This window comes from Burkholderia stagnalis (genome assembly GCF_039848545.1).
GTDB lineage: Bacteria > Pseudomonadota > Gammaproteobacteria > Burkholderiales > Burkholderiaceae > Burkholderia > Burkholderia stagnalis.
Window position 1 is genome coordinate 2,173,985 of the sequence record NZ_CP156686.1, and the last position, 14,994, is coordinate 2,188,978.

At 66.7% G+C, this 14,994-nt stretch carries 15 protein-coding genes; 9 read left to right on the top strand and 6 right to left on the bottom strand.

Going from position 1 to position 14,994, the window contains the following annotated elements; all coding sequences use genetic code 11:
- Nucleotides 1-110 precede the first annotated feature (110 nt).
- Nucleotides 111-1,028 (bottom strand): LysR family transcriptional regulator, encoded by a 918-nt coding sequence (locus ABFO07_RS26415; RefSeq protein ID WP_059563316.1) that lies wholly within the window; start codon nucleotides 1,026-1,028, stop codon nucleotides 111-113.
- Between the two features lie 200 nt (nucleotides 1,029-1,228).
- On the opposite strand from ABFO07_RS26415, the gene catA reads away from it, so the two are divergent.
- The 5 genes from catA (at nucleotide 1,229) to ABFO07_RS26440 (ending at nucleotide 5,936) form a co-directional block, all read left to right on the top strand.
- A complete protein-coding gene (gene catA / locus ABFO07_RS26420) occupies nucleotides 1,229-2,149 on the top strand; it encodes a catechol 1,2-dioxygenase (protein ID WP_347468849.1) in 921 nt (306 codons plus the stop codon).
- A 107-nt stretch (nucleotides 2,150-2,256) separates the two neighbouring features.
- Nucleotides 2,257-3,624, top strand: a complete 1,368-nt coding sequence (gene benA / locus ABFO07_RS26425) for a benzoate 1,2-dioxygenase large subunit (RefSeq protein ID WP_059922462.1) — start codon at nucleotides 2,257-2,259, stop codon at nucleotides 3,622-3,624.
- Nucleotides 3,621-4,112 (top strand): benzoate 1,2-dioxygenase small subunit, encoded by a 492-nt coding sequence (gene benB, locus ABFO07_RS26430; protein WP_059563319.1) that lies wholly within the window; start codon nucleotides 3,621-3,623, stop codon nucleotides 4,110-4,112. The genes benA and benB overlap by 4 nt, the downstream gene beginning before the upstream one ends.
- Nucleotides 4,113-4,125: 13 nt before the next feature.
- Nucleotides 4,126-5,145 (top strand): benzoate 1,2-dioxygenase electron transfer component BenC, encoded by a 1,020-nt coding sequence (benC, locus tag ABFO07_RS26435; protein ID WP_059563320.1) that lies wholly within the window; start codon nucleotides 4,126-4,128, stop codon nucleotides 5,143-5,145.
- Nucleotides 5,142-5,936, top strand: coding sequence for a 1,6-dihydroxycyclohexa-2,4-diene-1-carboxylate dehydrogenase (locus tag ABFO07_RS26440; protein ID WP_060018645.1), 795 nt, complete (start codon nucleotides 5,142-5,144; stop codon nucleotides 5,934-5,936). Before benC ends, ABFO07_RS26440 begins: the two co-directional genes overlap by 4 nt.
- Before the next feature lie 33 nt (nucleotides 5,937-5,969).
- Here ABFO07_RS26440 and ABFO07_RS26445 read toward each other — a convergent pair whose 3' ends face one another.
- From ABFO07_RS26445 to ABFO07_RS26455, 3 genes are all read right to left on the bottom strand, one after another.
- Nucleotides 5,970-6,446, bottom strand: coding sequence for a DUF2846 domain-containing protein (locus ABFO07_RS26445; protein WP_059892390.1), 477 nt, complete (start codon nucleotides 6,444-6,446; stop codon nucleotides 5,970-5,972).
- Entirely contained in the window at nucleotides 6,443-6,844 is a 402-nt protein-coding gene (locus tag ABFO07_RS26450) for a hypothetical protein (protein WP_230942601.1), read from the bottom strand. The genes ABFO07_RS26445 and ABFO07_RS26450 overlap by 4 nt, the downstream gene beginning before the upstream one ends.
- Before the next feature lie 98 nt (nucleotides 6,845-6,942).
- On the bottom strand, nucleotides 6,943-7,188 hold the full coding sequence (locus ABFO07_RS26455) for a DUF3717 domain-containing protein (protein WP_059563372.1): 246 nt from the start codon (nucleotides 7,186-7,188) through the stop codon (nucleotides 6,943-6,945).
- A gap of 330 nt (nucleotides 7,189-7,518) precedes the next feature.
- Here ABFO07_RS26455 and ABFO07_RS26460 point away from each other — a divergent pair, with 330 nt between their 5' ends.
- Complete coding sequence (locus ABFO07_RS26460) at nucleotides 7,519-7,812, top strand: hypothetical protein (RefSeq protein ID WP_059807381.1); 294 nt, start codon at nucleotides 7,519-7,521, stop codon at nucleotides 7,810-7,812.
- An 89-nt stretch (nucleotides 7,813-7,901) separates the two neighbouring features.
- Here ABFO07_RS26460 and ABFO07_RS26465 read toward each other — a convergent pair whose 3' ends face one another.
- Nucleotides 7,902-9,446: an amino acid permease gene (locus ABFO07_RS26465; RefSeq protein ID WP_060018649.1), complete on the bottom strand. Its 1,545-nt coding sequence runs from the start codon at nucleotides 9,444-9,446 to the stop codon at nucleotides 7,902-7,904.
- 558 nt (nucleotides 9,447-10,004) lie between these two features.
- Between ABFO07_RS26465 and ABFO07_RS26470 the strand changes: the two genes are divergently transcribed.
- From ABFO07_RS26470 to argG, 3 genes are all read left to right on the top strand, one after another.
- Nucleotides 10,005-11,540 carry a sensor domain-containing diguanylate cyclase gene (locus ABFO07_RS26470; RefSeq protein WP_347468852.1) on the top strand — a complete coding sequence of 512 codons (1,536 nt, stop codon included), beginning with the start codon at nucleotides 10,005-10,007 and terminating at the stop codon, nucleotides 11,538-11,540.
- Nucleotides 11,541-11,669: 129 nt separating this feature from the next.
- Complete coding sequence (locus ABFO07_RS26475) at nucleotides 11,670-12,740, top strand: FUSC family protein (RefSeq protein WP_059563326.1); 1,071 nt, start codon at nucleotides 11,670-11,672, stop codon at nucleotides 12,738-12,740.
- Nucleotides 12,741-13,021: 281 nt separating this feature from the next.
- Nucleotides 13,022-14,359: an argininosuccinate synthase gene (gene argG / locus ABFO07_RS26480; protein WP_059563327.1), complete on the top strand. Its 1,338-nt coding sequence runs from the start codon at nucleotides 13,022-13,024 to the stop codon at nucleotides 14,357-14,359.
- Nucleotides 14,360-14,592: 233 nt separating this feature from the next.
- Here the strand turns inward: argG and ABFO07_RS26485 are convergent, their stop codons facing one another.
- A complete protein-coding gene (locus tag ABFO07_RS26485; RefSeq protein WP_196481529.1) occupies nucleotides 14,593-14,913 on the bottom strand; it encodes a hypothetical protein in 321 nt (106 codons plus the stop codon).
- Between the last annotated feature and the right edge of the window lie 81 nt (nucleotides 14,914-14,994).

The following is a 14,994-nucleotide window of genomic DNA, read 5'->3' on the forward strand; positions in this document are numbered from 1 at the left end:
TGGCGGCCATGTTGGCGCGGCGACGGGCAACCCGTCAAGCATGCACGCCGCCGCTGCCCCGCGCCTGACGCGGTCACGGCATCGGCAATCACGTCGTCGTCGCGCCGCCTTCACTCCTGCTGCGGCGGCAGGTAATCCATCTTCGCTTCGTCGTAGAGCCGATAGATCAGCGCCTGCATCGCGCGGATGTCTTCCGACTCGTCGAGCATCCGCATGCTCATGATGATCGGCGACACGAGGTTCGGATCGTCGAGCGGCTTGTAGCTGACGTCGTCGCGTTTCAGCCCGTACACGCTTTGCGGCACGACCGACACGCCCTCGCCCATCGCGACGAGGCCGAGCGCGATCTGCAGCTCGCGCGTCTCGTAGATGCGCCGCGGCTTCAGCGCGCGGTCGTGGAACGCGGCCAGCACCTGGTCCGCGTAGCTCGGCCGCGGCGCCTTCGGGAAGATGATCAGCGTGTCGTTGACGAGGTCGTGCAGCGACAGCACCTGCTTCGCGCCGTCGAGCGGATGGCCGAGCGGCAGCGCGACGATCATCCGCTCCTCGCGCAGCACGACGCGCCGCACGCTCGGATCCTCGTGGCGGATGCGGCCGAACCCGACATCGATCCGCCCCTCCTTCAGCGCCTTGATCTGGTCCATCGTCGACATCTCGTGCAGGCTCAGCTCGACCGCCGGGCATTCGTCGCGATAGCGCCGGATGATCTTCGGCAGCATCCCGTACAGCGTCGAGCCGACGAAGCCGATCGACATGCTGCGTTCGATCTTGCCGATCCGCTTCGTCATCGACTCCAGCTCGGCCGTCTGCGCGAGCAGCTGCACCGCGTGCGAATAGAAGAAGCGCCCCGCGTCGGTCAGCCTCAGCGGCCGCGTGTTGCGCTCGAACAGCATCACGCCGAGCGTCTCCTCGAGCTGCTGGATCTGGCGGCTCAGCGGCGGCTGCGCGATGTGCAGCCGCTCCGCCGCGCGCGTGAAATTCCGCTCGTCGGCCACCGCGACGAAGTAACGAAGGTGCCGCAACTCCATTTCTATACCTCTGAGATATGGAACTGATACTAAATCAGTGTTGGACGGCGCATTTCACGCGCAACTATCCTTCAACTGCCTGCTCGGAACCCCACAACTATACCCCCAGGGCATCAACGCCCCAACGGTCCGAACGGTGCAGGTCAGAGGAAATACGCGCATCCCGCCGGAGCGCGGCCCATCAGAGCCAGGAGAAGACAATGACCCACAGTGACATCGAAGCCCTCGTCGAAGGGTTCATCGTCGGCGCGGCGCGCGGCGAAGCCGACTCGCGCGTCCGGCAGGTGGTCGTGCGGCTGACCGCCGACCTGTTCAAGGCGATCGAGGATCTCGACCTGACCCCGTCCGAGGTGTGGAAAGGCATCGAAACCCTGTCCGAAGCCGGCGCGACGCAGGAGCTCGGCCTGCTTGCCGCAGGCCTCGGCGTCGAGCGCTTCCTCGACATCCGCATGGACGAAGCCGAAGCGAAGGCCGGCCTGACCGGCGGCACGCCGCGCACGATCGAAGGCCCGCTGTACGTGGCCGGCGCGCCGGCGAGCATCGGCTTCGCGCGCCTCGACGACGGCTCGGACGAAGCGGACGGCGACCTGCTGTTCATGCAGGGCACCGTGTACGGCGACGACGGCGTGCCGCTCGCGGGCGCGAAGGTCGAGGTCTGGCACGCGAACCTGCGGGGCAACTACTCGTTCTTCGACAAGACGCAAAGCGCGTTCAACCTGCGCCGCACGATCGTCACCGACGCGCACGGCCGCTACCAGTTCCGCAGCATCGTGCCGGTCGGCTACGGCTGCCCGCCGGACGGCACCACGCAGCGCCTGCTCGACAAGCTCGGCCGCCACGGCCGCCGCCCCGCGCACATCCACTTCTTCGTGTCCGCGCCGGGCCACCGCAAGCTGACCACGCAGATCAACATCGACGGCGACGCGTACCTGTGGGACGACTTCGCGTTCGCGAGCCGCGAAGGCCTCGTGCCCGCGATCGAGCGCGTGAGCGCACCCGCGGCGCTCGACGGCCACGGCGTCGACCGGCCGTTCGCGTCGATCGATTTCGACTTCCGGCTGCACGGCGTGCATGCCGCGGCGCCCGAGGCCGAAGTGGCGCGCACCCGCGCCGCCGCCTGAGCCGATTCACCGGTGCTCGCCACGCCGCGCGCGCATCGCCCCATCGCTTTGCATCGCGCCGGAACCAGCACCGCAACGCTGGCGCCGGCCGACACTGGAGACACCCGATGATCCCGATCTATCCGGACCGCGCGCCCGCCGTGCGCTCGCTCGACGACTTCCTCGTCGAGGACAAGACGAGCGGCGACTATCGCCTGCATCGCAGCGCGTTCACCGACGAAGCGCTGTTCGAGCTGGAGATGAAGCACATCTTCGAAGGCAACTGGATCTACCTCGCGCACGAGAGCCAGATTCCGAACGTCAACGATTACTACACGACGTACATGGGCCGCCAGCCGGTGTTCATCGCGCGCAACCGCCAGGGCGAGCTGAACGCGTTCGTCAACGCGTGCACGCATCGCGGCGCGATGCTGTGCCGCCACAAGCGCGGCAACAAGGCGACCTACACGTGCCCGTTCCACGGCTGGACCTTCAACAACAGCGGCAAGCTGCTGAAGGTGAAGGACCCGGAAGGCGCCGGCTACCCCGAGTGCTTCAACAAGGAAGGCTCGCACGACCTGAAGAAGGTCGCGCGCTTCGAAAGCTATCGCGGCTTCCTGTTCGGCAGCCTGAACCCCGACGTGCCGCCGTTGAAGGAACACCTCGGCGAAGCGGCGCGGATCATCGACATGATCGTCGATCAGTCATCCGAAGGGCTCGAAGTGCTGCGCGGCGCGTCGACCTATACGTACGAAGGCAACTGGAAGCTGACCGCCGAGAACGGCGCAGACGGCTACCACGTGTCGGCCGTGCACTGGAACTACGCGGCGACCACGAACCACCGCAAGGAGCAGAACGCGCGCGAGGACAAGATCCGCGCGATGGACGCCGGCAGCTGGGGCCGCCAGGGCGGCGGCTTCTACGCATTCGAGCGCGGGCACATGCTGCTGTGGACGCGCTGGTCGAACCCGGAGGACCGCCCGAACTTCAGCCGCCGCGACGAATTCGCCGCGCGCTGCGGCAGCGAGAGCGCCGACTGGATGATCCAGAACTCGCGGAACCTGTGCCTGTATCCGAACGTGTACCTGATGGACCAGTTCGGCTCGCAGATCCGCGTGCTGCGCCCGCTGTCGGTGAACCGCACCGAAGTGACGATCTACTGCATCGCGCCGAAGGGCGAGGAAGCCGACGCCCGCGCGCGGCGCATCCGCCAGTACGAGGATTTCTTCAACGTGAGCGGGATGGCGACGCCCGACGATCTCGAGGAATTCCGCGCATGCCAGCAGGGCTACGCGGGCATCGCGGTTGCGTGGAACGACATGTGCCGCGGCTCGACGCACTGGATCGACGGCCCGGACGACGCCGCGCGCAAGATCGGCCTGAACCCGGTGATGAGCGGCGTGAAGACCGAAGACGAAGGGCTCTACACGGTGCAGCACCGCTACTGGGCCGAGACGATGAAAAAGGCCATCGACGCCGAACGGAGCCCCGCATGAACACGATTTCGATCGCCGACGTCCAGGCGTTCCTGTACCGCGAAAGCCGCCTGCTCGACGACGAGCAGTGGGACGACTGGCTCGCCTGCTACCACCCCGACGCGCAGTTCTGGATGCCGTCGTGGGACGACGACGACACGCTCGTCACCGATCCGCAGCGCGAGATCTCGCTGATCTTCTACCCGAACCGGCAAGGCCTCGAGGATCGCGTGTTCCGCATCAAGACCGAGCGCTCGAGCGCGACGATGCCCGACACGCGCACCTGCCACAACATCGCGAACGTCGAGCTGGAGAAGCACGAGGGCGGCGTCTGCACGGTGCGCTTCAACTGGCACACGCTGAGCTTCCGCTACAAGACCGTGTCGACCTATTTCGGCATGTCGCGCTACGTGATCGATTTCAACGGCGACGCGCCGCAGATCCTGAACAAGTATGTCGTGCTGAAGAACGACTACATCAATCAGGTCATCGACGTCTATCACATCTGATTTCGAGACGATCATGGAACACACCATCGCACTGCAATTCGAAGACGGCGTGACCCGCTTCATCTCGTGCCGCGACGGCGAGAAGCTGTCCGACGCGGCCTATCGCCAGCAGATCAACATCCCGCTCGACTGCCGCGACGGCGCCTGCGGCACCTGCCGCTGCCAGTGCGAGTCGGGCGACTACGAGCTGCCCGAATCGAGCTACATCGAGGATGCGCTCACCGCCGACGAAGCCGCCCGGGGCATGGTGCTGGCCTGCCAGACCCGCCCGCGCGGCGACTGCGTGATCCGCGTGCCGGCCTCGTCGAGCGCGTGCAAGACCGGCGCCGCGCGCCACGAAGGCACGCTCGCGGCGGTCGAGAAGCTGTCGGACTCGACGCTGCACTTCGCGATCGACCTCGACACGCCCGAGCAGCTCGGCTTCCTCGCCGGGCAATACGTGAACGTCGAGATTCCCGGCACGACGTCGTCGCGCTCGTATTCGTTCAGCTCGCAGCCGGGCACGCCGCGCGTGTCGTTCATCGTGCGCAACGTGCCGGGCGGCCGGATGAGCGGCTATCTCGCGCAGGACGCCGCGCCCGGCCAGCGGATCGCGTTCTCCGGCCCGCACGGCAGCTTCTACCTGCGCGACGCGGCGCGGCCCGCGCTGTTCCTCGCGGGCGGCACCGGCATCGCGCCGTTCCTGTCGATGCTCGACGTGTGCGCGGCGCGCGCGAACGGCCAGCCGGTGCACATGGTGTACGGCGTGACGAACGACGCCGATCTCGTCGCGCTCGACCAGCTCGACGACGTCACGCGCCGCCTGCCCGGCTTCGAATACCGCACCTGCGTCGCCGATGCGGGCAGCGCGCATCCGCGCAAGGGCTACGTGACCGCGCACGTCGATCCGGCCTGGCTGAACGACGGCGACGTCGACATCTACCTGTGCGGCCCGGTGCCGATGGTCGATGCGGTGCAGGCGTGGCTGCGCGAATGCGGCGTGACGCCGGCCAACCTGTATTTCGAAAAATTCTCGTCGAGCAACGCGGCATGAACAACACACCCCATCCGGACCGCTTCGCGGACAAGGTCGTCGTCGTCACCGGCGCGGGACAAGGCATCGGCCGCGGCGTCGCGCTGCGCGCCGCGCGGGAAGGCGCGACGCTCGTGCTCGTCGATCGCGCGCCGACCGTGCGCGACGTCGCTGCCGACATCGAAAGCGAAGGCGGCCGCGCGATCGCGGTGCTCGCCGATCTCGAAACCGCCGACGGCGCCGCGCAGATGGCGCAGGCCGCGCTCGGCACGTTCGGCCGCATCGACGTGCTGGTCAACAACGTCGGCGGCACGATCTGGGCGAAGCCGTTCGACGCGTACGAGCCGCAGCAGATCGAGGCCGAGATCCGCCGCTCGCTGTTCCCGACGCTGTGGTGCTGCCACGCGGTGCTGCCGGGGATGATCGAGCGCAAGCGCGGCGCGATCGTCAACGTGTCGTCGATCGCGACGCGCAGCATCCACCGGATTCCGTACGCGGCCGCGAAAGGCGGCGTCAACGCGCTGACCGCGAGCCTCGCGTTCGAGCAGGCGCATCACGGGATTCGCGTGAACGCGGTGGCGACCGGAGGCACCGACGCGCCGCCGCGCATCGTGCCGCGCAACGCCGAGCCGCCAAGCGTGCAGGAAACGCACTGGTATCAGGCGATCGTCGACCAGACCATCGCGTCGAGCCCGATGCACCGCTACGGGACGATCGACGAGCAGGTCGGCGCGATCCTGTTCCTCGCGTCGGACGAGGCGTCGTACATCACCGGGTCGGTGCTGCCGGTGGGAGGTGGGGATCAGGGGTGACGCCGGCTGCGCGCGGCGTCGATCAGTGCGGCGTTACTTCTGCCGGTTCCACTTCTGCTGGTCGGCCGGCGTGTTGTCGACCGAGTACTTGAGTTCGCGGATCCGGCCCATCCCCACCGCCTCGTCTTCCAGCGACGGCACGACGCGGTACACGAGCACGCCCATCGTCGCGTAGGTCCGCACGTACTTCGTTTCGCCCGCGTCGAGCTTGAACGTCACGGCCTCTTCCGTTTCGGTCGTGGTCGTGACCTTGTAGTTGCCGGGCAGCTTGTCGACGTAGAAGAAGCTGCCGAGCTGCGAGCGGCCGACGGCTTCGTCGTTCAGCTTGATCTGCGGCTGGATCGCCGCGCCGAACAACATGTTCGTGCGGTAGAAGTAGATGCGGCCGTGATCGGACGCCAGCGGCGGGATCGACTTGGCCATCTCGCTGTATTGCGGCCCCGACGCGCAACCGCTCGCGAGCAACGTTACACCGGCGGCGAACAGCCATGCACGGCACTTTCCGATCATCGGACATCTCCCAATTGAAGTGACACAGGCGGGTCCAGCGGAGAAAAATGCGCTACGCCGGGCAAGTAGAAGCCAACGAGCCGGTTGTCGTCGAGCACCAGATACGCTTCGTGCTCTTGCCGGCCGACGATGGCAAAGACCTTGTTAACGGCGCGGAACACCCGGCCTTGAGGCAAGGTTCCGACGAATCGCCACTGCGTACCGGCCGCGATCCGGCGATCGAAGCCGGTCGACAGGTGGATGATCGCCTCCTGCTGCACGACCCGATTCGGCAACCCGGTTGCCGGCGCAACCAGGTGCGCGTCCTCGGCCACGATCGCCGGCGCGCAGCCCGCCAGCGCGGCGAACATGAGCGCGGCCCCGCGCCATGCAGGCATCCGCCGTTTCATCGATTTCATCGAGACCCTCCAATGTGATCCCCATGTTGTCGACAGAATCGGCCCGGGCTTGAGCGGCGGCAACGGCGTCGGGCGGCCGGGCCGACCGGACCGTCCTGTTACCCCTCCGTCGCGAACAGCGCGTCGCGCTGATCGGTGTTCAACGTGTCGAGCGGCACGCTCGCCTGCTGGTAGCAGATCATCGCGCCATAGAGTTCGGCAAGGCAGTTGCTGCCGGCGTCGAGCGCATAGCCGTCCTCGCCGTCCGGAGCCGGCGGATACACTTCGCGCCACGCATTGATCGCCGCTTCGATTCGCACGATGGAGACGGTCTCGGCCGTCCGCTCGGCAGGTGATGCGCTCATGAATTCCTCTTGGTTGCGCGCCCCGCGCGCCATGCCGGCCCCGACGGAGCGATTGAAACACCGGGCGGCGGCCGATCCGCGGCCCGGCAGGGTCGGGAAATATAACCGGCTTTGACCGCATGCAGGCCGGTGCCGATAAAAAAATCACGCGGGCCGGCCGCGCGATCGGGCCGAACGGTCCATGACGAATGCCGCATTTCACCGCACGACGGCCGCGCTTAACCTGATTCCCAGCCGCCCATCGCCAACCGGTGCGGCGTTTCCCGCCGTCGGCGCGTGCGTCGCGTCGCGCCACGACGGCATCACCGACATTCTTTCGAGGAGGGCGACATGCCCCAGTTCAACATCGCCGCGGAAGGTACGCTTGCGTTCGACTTCGGTCAGCATTCCCCGGTCACGATCACCAATCCCGGCCCGGACGACGTAGACGTCCACGTCGACTACAACCGCGGCACCGCGAACGCACCGCAGTGGTCGAGCGCGCTCACCGGCGCGTCCGGCATTCCGAATCCGAAGCGGCTGCGCGCCAACCAGGCCTTCGTCGTCGCACGCGCCGACCTGGAAAGCGAGCATGTGCGCATCGGCGTGCACGGCAACCGGAATGGGGTCGTCGGCCGCTACTGACGCGCCGTCATCCGCCACGCGAAAAAAAACGGGAAGCCCGCAGGCTTCCCGTTTCGTCCGGAGCGCGGCGGCGTCATGCGCCGCATCGTTCATGCCGCCGTTTCCGGCGTCGACACCGCCTGCACCTTCACGCGCTGCGAATCCCGGCTCGCGTCCACCCACGGCGCGATTTCCATGTCCTCGTAGCGCACGAAGCGGCTCTTTTTCGCGAGCCGGTAGCCGCCCCACACCGTGAGGAACAGCGGAATGCCGACGTAGGTCGCGAGCACGCCGACCCAGTCGATCCGGTTCGCGAGGAACGCCTGATAATCCTGGCCGAGCGCGATCACGATACACAGCACGAACGCGAACAGCGGGCCGAACGGGAACCACTTCGATTCGTACGGCAGCTGGTCGAGCGAATAGCCCTGCGCGATGTAGCCCTTGCGGAACCGGTAATGGCTCACCGCGATGCCGAGCCATGCGATGAAGCCCGTCATGCCCGACGTGTTCAGCAGCCACATGTAGACCGTCTTGTCGCCGTAGAGCGAGGTGAGGAAGCACAGCGCGCCGACCGCCGTCGTCGCATACAGCGCATTGCGCGGCACGCCGCCCGGCGACAGCTTCGCGAACAGCTTCGGCGCGCGGCCTTCGGTCGCGAGGTTGTACAGCATCCGCGTGGACGCATACATGCCCGAGTTGCCGGCCGACAGCACCGCGGTCAGGATCACCGCGTTCATCACGCCGGCCGCGAACGCGAGGCCCGCGTGACGGAACACCAGCGTGAACGGGCTCACGCCGATGTCGGTCACGTCGCTTTTCAGCAGGTTCGGGTCGGTATAGGGAATCAGCACGCCGATCACGAAGATCGCCAGCACGTAGAACAGCAGGATCCGCCAGAACACCTGACGCACCGCGCGCGGGATCGTCGTGCGCGGGTTTTCCGATTCGCCGGCCGCGACGCCGATCAGCTCGGTGCCCTGGAACGAGAAGCCCGCGATCATCGCGACGCCCATCATCGCCGGCAGGCCGCCCGCGAACGGCGCATCGCCGATCGTCAGGTTGCTCCAGCCGTTGTGCGGCGCGCCCTTCAGAATGCCGAAGATCATCAGCAGGCCGACGCCGATGAACGCGACCACGGTCACGACCTTGATCAGCGCGAACCAGTATTCCGCCTCGCCGAAACCGCGCACGGTGAGCGCGTTGAGCGCGAAGATCAGCGCGAGGAACGCCGCGCTCCACCAGACGCCGGGCACATCCGGGAACCAGTAATGCATCACGAGCTGCGCCGCGACCAGTTCGACCGCGATCGTCACCGCCCAGTTGTACCAGTAGTTCCAGCCGAGCGCGAAGCCGAAGCCTTCGTCGACGTACTTCGCGCCGTAGGTCGCGAACGAGCCCGACACCGGCATGAACGCCGCCATCTCGCCGAGGCTCGTCATCAGGAAGTAGACCATCAGGCCGATCAGCATGTACGCGACCATCGCGCCGCCGGGGCCGGCCTGCGAGATCGACGCGCCGGACGCGACGAACAGGCCGGTGCCGATCGAGCCGCCGATCGCGATCATCGTCAGGTGGCGCGCTTTCAGCGCACGGTGGAGCTTGGGAGGGTTCTCGGGCGAACCGGGTCGGTCGGGATTCGGAAGTGCGGACATAAAACGGACGAACGTTGAGCGGGCCGACGGCCGGCAGGGCCGGCGCCCGTGCGAAACCGGGGCACGATGCGCTCCGCGGCTTGCAGCGATGCAGCGCCCCGGGCATGTCGCGCGCCGGGCGCCTGCGGCGAAGCGCGGATTCTACCTGATTCGTCCACCGCGCAGCCTTTGCGGAATCAAGGGGTTGGGTGCGGCCGGCCAGGCGCGGCCGGCGAGGTGCGGCCGGCTGGGTCAGGCGTGTCCACCAAGGCGCGCCTGCGCCGGACGCCCACCGGCCGGCTGGTCCGGAACCGTCAAAATACCGATTAGCCTGAAAACCGGCCCGCCAGATTGACGATAATCGGACAAAATGCAGAAACTACCGTGTCGATTCAAATCGGGGCGCGCTACTGCCGATCACGGTCATGCACTGTAATCGGGTCGGATTCGCGTCAAACCATGAACCGCGTTTGGCAATATGGTCAGTTCGTTGAAGTTCGCGAGATAATATGGAATATCTCGAAATAATCGTGCGGGATCGTCCAATGCGCGCATCTTCCGCCCCTTAATCCCATCAGGATGATCCCCTTCCCGCCGCTGCAAGCGTTGCGCCGCCCTGTTGCTGCGACAGTCGCACGGATCCTGTCGCCCAACGGCATCATCGTTTCCGGCTTCGCGCTGCTGCTGTTCAGCTGGAGTTTGTGCGTATCGGTGCTGGCCGAAGCGCGCCAGGACGCCTATCGCCACGCGATCGACAATGCCCGCAACCTGATGCTGCTCATCGAGCGCGACGTCGCGCGGAATATCGAGCTGTACGATTTGTCGCTGCAGAACGTCGTCGACGGCGTCACCGATCCGGCCTTGATGGCGCTGCCGCCGGCACTGCGGCACCGGATGCTGTTCGACCGCGCGGCCACCGGCCGCTATCTCGGCTCGATTTTCGTGATGGACCCGCAGGGCGACATCATCATCGATTCCCGCTCGATGCCCGCGCGGCGCGGCAATTTCGCCGACCGCGACTATTTCATCGCGCAGCGCGACAAGCTCAGCCACGGGCTGTTCATCAGCAAGCCGTACGCGTCCCGGCTGCGCAACGGCGCGCTGACGATCGCGCTTAGCCGCCGGATCGACCGGCCGGACGGCTCGTTCGGCGGCATCGTCGTCGGCACATTGAGCATCGACTACTTCCGCGCGCTGCTCGACGGCATCGCGGTCGGCAAGCGCGGCACCGCGTCGATCGTCGAGGACAACGGCGCGCTCGTGTGCCGGCTGCCGTACGACCCGGCCATGGTCGGCCGCGACCTGAGCAAGGCGCCGCTGTTCGCCCAGGCGCTCGCGCAGCGCGAAGGCGTGCTGAACGGCAGCGCGTCGATCGACGGCGTGCGGCGCTATTTCGTTTACCGGCACATGAGCGGCCTGCCGCTGATCGTCAACGTCGCGCCGGCCGAGGAGGACGTGTATGCGCCGTGGCGCGACCGCGCGATCTGGATCGTGGTGCTGATGATGGCCTTCACGGTCATCATCGCGACCGGCTCGGTACTGCTGTCGCGCGAGCTGCGGCGCCGGCAGGTGGCCGAAGCGAAGCTGGTGCGCCTCGCGCACACCGATGCGCTGACCGGCCTCGACAACCGCGGCACGTTCGACGCCGTGCTCGCGCAGGAGGCCCAGCGCGCGAGCCGCAGCGGCCGGGCGCTGTCCGTGCTGTTCGTCGACGTCGACCACTTCAAGTCCTTCAACGACTTCTACGGCCACCAGGCGGGCGACGACGTGCTGCGCGAGGTCGCGCAGTGCGCGTTGCGCGTCTTGCGCCGCCCGGGCGACCATGTCGCGCGCTACGGCGGCGAGGAATTCGTGGTCACGCTGCCCGACACCGACACGCGCGGCGCGGCGACCGTCGCGGAGGCGCTGCGGCGCGCGATCGCCGAGCTCGACATCGAGCACGTGATGAGCCCGTACGGGCACGTCACCGTCAGCATCGGCACCGCGACCAGCGGCGGCCAGCGCGCGATGAGCGCCGCGACGCTGCTCAAGCTCGCGGACGAGGCGCTCTATCACGCGAAATCCGGCGGCCGCAACCGCGTGTGGGACACGGCGCTGAGCCGCACGGAAGCGTGACGGGGTGGCATTCGGCCCTTGGCGTGGACAGCCCGCGCCCGTTCCGCTAGCGTTACGTCTGATCGCAGCCGCGACGCGTCGCCGGCCGGGCCGCCCGCCGGCGCGTTTCCTCGTCACCCGCTTTCCGCCATGACCGCCCTGCTCCACACCCGGCTGCCGACCCTCGTCCGTAGCGCGCTCCGCCCGCTGCTCGACCCCTACCGCCGTTACCGGCACGCGAAGCTGATCCACGCGGCGCGCGTGTCGCTCGCGATCCTGATGTCGATCGGCCTGTCGACCGGCCTGCGGATTCCGCACGGCGAGTGGTCGACGATCACCGTGCTGATCGTCGTCGGCGGCCTGCAGCATCACGGCAACATCCGCAAGAAAGCGGCCGAGCGCGCGCTCGGCACGTCGATCGGCGCGCTCGCCGGGCTGCTGCTGATCCTGCTGCACTCGGTCGTCCACGCGCCGCTCGCGATCTACGCGGTGATGGCGGTCGCGTGCGGCGTCTGCGCGTATCACGCGATCGGCAAGGCCGGCTATATCGCGCTGCTGTCGGCGATCACGATGGTGATCGTCGCCGGGCACGGCGACAACGAGATCGTCGACGGCCTGTGGCGCGCGGTGAACGTGCTGGTCGGCATCGTGATCGCGCTGTCGTTCTCGTTCGCGCTGCCGCTCTATGCAACCTATTCGTGGCGCTACAAGCTCGCCGACGCGCTGCGCGCGTGCGCCGCCGTGCACGCGCGGATCGCCGGCGATCGGCAGGTCAGCGACGAGGCGCACCTGAAGGACATGGCCGCACTGAGCGCGCTGCTCGTGCAGCTGCGCTCGCTGATGCCGTCCGTGTCGAAGGAGTGCGAGATCTCGATGGCGCAGCTCGAGGCGATCCAGCGCGGCCTGCGCCTGTGCATCGGCTATCTCGAGATCCTGTCGAGCGCGCTGCCGGCCCGCGACGACACGGCCGCACGCGACTATATGCGCGTCGCGATGAAGGCGACCAACCGGAACATCCGCGACGTGCTGGTCGGCGCGAGCCGCGCGCTGAAGTTCGGCACGCCGAGCCGGCTCGGGGCGACCCGGCGGCGGCAGGATGCGCAGGTCGACGCGCCGCCGCCGCAGTTGTCCGGATACGTGTCGATTTCGGCGAAGCTGGCCGCCGAGGTCGACCAGTTGCGGGAACGGCTGCTGGATACGGCGCGGGCGTGGAATATCTGAGCGCCGGCCACCGCGGCCGTGCGTGGCCGAGAATGCACCCGCGTGGTGCATTCCTGCCGGTTCGCGCGGGCGCGCGGGCTGTCCGCCATCGATCCGGCCCCTGAGCCGGGCCCGGGCCGCGACGCGCTTCCGGTGCCGCCGGGCGGGCGCTCCGGCCCGCTGCGACAGGCCCGGCGGGGCCGCCCGCCCGAAATCAACCCTTGCCCCAAGTTCCCGGACAGCCGATACTCGCATATTCCGCGAAATACGATCCAACCGGACTTCAATCCTCGGTAATTCCTATGAGCACGATTCTCGAAAGCCTCCCGACCGGCCAGAAGGTCGGTATCGCCTTCTCCGGCGGCCTGGACACCAGCGCCGCGCTGCACTGGATGAAACTCAAGGGCGCCGTCCCGTACGCATACACGGCGAACCTCGGCCAGCCCGACGAAGACGATTACGACGCGATCCCGAAACGTGCGATCGAATACGGCGCGGCCGGCGCCCGCCTGATCGACTGCCGCGCGCAGCTCGTGGCCGAAGGCATCGCCGCGCTGCAATCCGGCGCGTTCCATATCTCGACCGCCGGCATCACGTACTTCAACACGACGCCGATCGGCCGCGCCGTGACGGGCACGATGCTCGTCGCCGCGATGAAGGAAGACGGCGTCAACATCTGGGGCGACGGCAGCACGTACAAGGGCAACGACATCGAGCGTTTCTACCGCTACGGCCTGCTCGTGAACCCGGATCTGAAGATCTACAAGCCGTGGCTCGACCAGACGTTCATCGACGAGCTCGGCGGCCGCGCGGAAATGTCGGAGTTCATGAACCAGGCTGGCTTCGCGTACAAGATGTCGGCGGAGAAGGCGTATTCGACCGACTCGAACCTGCTCGGCGCGACGCACGAGGCGAAGGATCTGGAAAGCCTCGAAAGCGGCATCAAGATCGTGAACCCGATCATGGGCGTCGCGTTCTGGCGCGATGACGTGAAGGTCGCGGCGGAAGAAGTGACGGTGCGTTTCGAAGCGGGCCAGCCGGTTGCGCTGAACGGCGTCGAGTTCAAGGATCAGGTCGAGCTGCTGCTCGAGGCGAACCGCATCGGCGGCCGTCACGGGCTCGGGATGAGCGACCAGATCGAGAACCGGATCATCGAGGCGAAGAGCCGCGGGATTTATGAAGCTCCGGGGCTGGCGCTGCTGTACATCGCGTACGAGCGTCTGGTTACCGGCATCCACAACGAAGACACGATCGAGCAGTACCGCGAGAATGGGCGCCGGCTTGGCCGCCTGCTGTATCAAGGCCGCTGGTTCGATCCGCAAGCGATCATGCTGCGTGAAACGGCGCAGCGCTGGGTCGCGCGCGCAGTGACCGGCGAGGTGAAGATCGAGCTGCGTCGCGGCAATGACTACTCGATTCTCAGCACGAAGTCGCCGAATCTGACGTACCAGCCGGAACGCCTGTCGATGGAGAAGGTCGCGTCGACGTTCTCGCCGCGCGATCGGATCGGGCAGCTGACGATGCGTAATCTCGACATCACCGATACGCGCGACAAGCTGCGCGTGTATACGCAGGTCGGGCTGCTGACGCCGGGTGAGGCTTCGGCGCTGCCGCAGATCAAGGACGAAAGCAACAAGTAAATTGGTTCTGCTCGCGGCCCGCTTGAAATCAAGGGCGGCCGCGAGCGGCTGGTGCCGTCACCAGCCGGTCATACCCGGCTCCGCGGCTTCTATCTCGCGCATCTGCACGAGCCCGCACCGACTACCCAAACGATTAGAGATCGTCTCGAGCGCGACTTGCCTGAGCTACGTGCGCAGCATCCGGAGGCAAAGAACACCCCGCCTACGACCCGACGGGTGTTGCCGTTGTTCAACTACACATCACCGGGGTTTCGCGAGAGCCTGTCGGCGGCCTTGATCAAATCCGGAATTCTGAATTTCCCGCCCATTTTAATTACATTATTCTTTGCCCGCTGCAGATCGACGCCCGCAGCCGTAACAAATAGCGGCTTCAAACTCCCCCCGCGCAGTATCTCTGCATTTTCAGGAGTTCCGACGGACTTCGATTTCGCGACCCCGATGACCGGAATCTTGCCGTCGAGGTGCTGCCACAACAGCATGCCAAGCCCTGGATGCTCGTCAGCGCCAAGTGTCACATATCCATCGATCACGATACACTCGAGCGGATATTTCACGCACTTCAATAATTCGATGATGCACGGCAGCTCCCGCAAATAGAATTTCCCCGGGATATATAGCCCGCCACATCATCAATT

What these genes read in the sequence shown, in the direction of transcription:
- ABFO07_RS26415 (WP_059563316.1), bottom strand. Translation starts at nt 1,028, where the DNA reads ATGGAGTTGCGGCACCTTCGTTACTTCGTCGCGGTGGCCGACGAGCGG.
- catA (WP_347468849.1), top strand. Translation starts at nt 1,229, where the DNA reads ATGACCCACAGTGACATCGAAGCCCTCGTCGAAGGGTTCATCGTCGGC.
- benA (WP_059922462.1), top strand. Translation starts at nt 2,257, where the DNA reads ATGATCCCGATCTATCCGGACCGCGCGCCCGCCGTGCGCTCGCTCGAC.
- benB (WP_059563319.1), top strand. Translation starts at nt 3,621, where the DNA reads ATGAACACGATTTCGATCGCCGACGTCCAGGCGTTCCTGTACCGCGAA.
- benC (WP_059563320.1), top strand. Translation starts at nt 4,126, where the DNA reads ATGGAACACACCATCGCACTGCAATTCGAAGACGGCGTGACCCGCTTC.
- ABFO07_RS26440 (WP_060018645.1), top strand. Translation starts at nt 5,142, where the DNA reads ATGAACAACACACCCCATCCGGACCGCTTCGCGGACAAGGTCGTCGTC.
- ABFO07_RS26445 (WP_059892390.1), bottom strand. Translation starts at nt 6,446, where the DNA reads ATGATCGGAAAGTGCCGTGCATGGCTGTTCGCCGCCGGTGTAACGTTG.
- ABFO07_RS26450 (WP_230942601.1), bottom strand. Translation starts at nt 6,844, where the DNA reads ATGAAATCGATGAAACGGCGGATGCCTGCATGGCGCGGGGCCGCGCTC.
- ABFO07_RS26455 (WP_059563372.1), bottom strand. Translation starts at nt 7,188, where the DNA reads ATGAGCGCATCACCTGCCGAGCGGACGGCCGAGACCGTCTCCATCGTG.
- ABFO07_RS26460 (WP_059807381.1), top strand. Translation starts at nt 7,519, where the DNA reads ATGCCCCAGTTCAACATCGCCGCGGAAGGTACGCTTGCGTTCGACTTC.
- ABFO07_RS26465 (WP_060018649.1), bottom strand. Translation starts at nt 9,446, where the DNA reads ATGTCCGCACTTCCGAATCCCGACCGACCCGGTTCGCCCGAGAACCCT.
- ABFO07_RS26470 (WP_347468852.1), top strand. Translation starts at nt 10,005, where the DNA reads ATGATCCCCTTCCCGCCGCTGCAAGCGTTGCGCCGCCCTGTTGCTGCG.
- ABFO07_RS26475 (WP_059563326.1), top strand. Translation starts at nt 11,670, where the DNA reads ATGACCGCCCTGCTCCACACCCGGCTGCCGACCCTCGTCCGTAGCGCG.
- argG (WP_059563327.1), top strand. Translation starts at nt 13,022, where the DNA reads ATGAGCACGATTCTCGAAAGCCTCCCGACCGGCCAGAAGGTCGGTATC.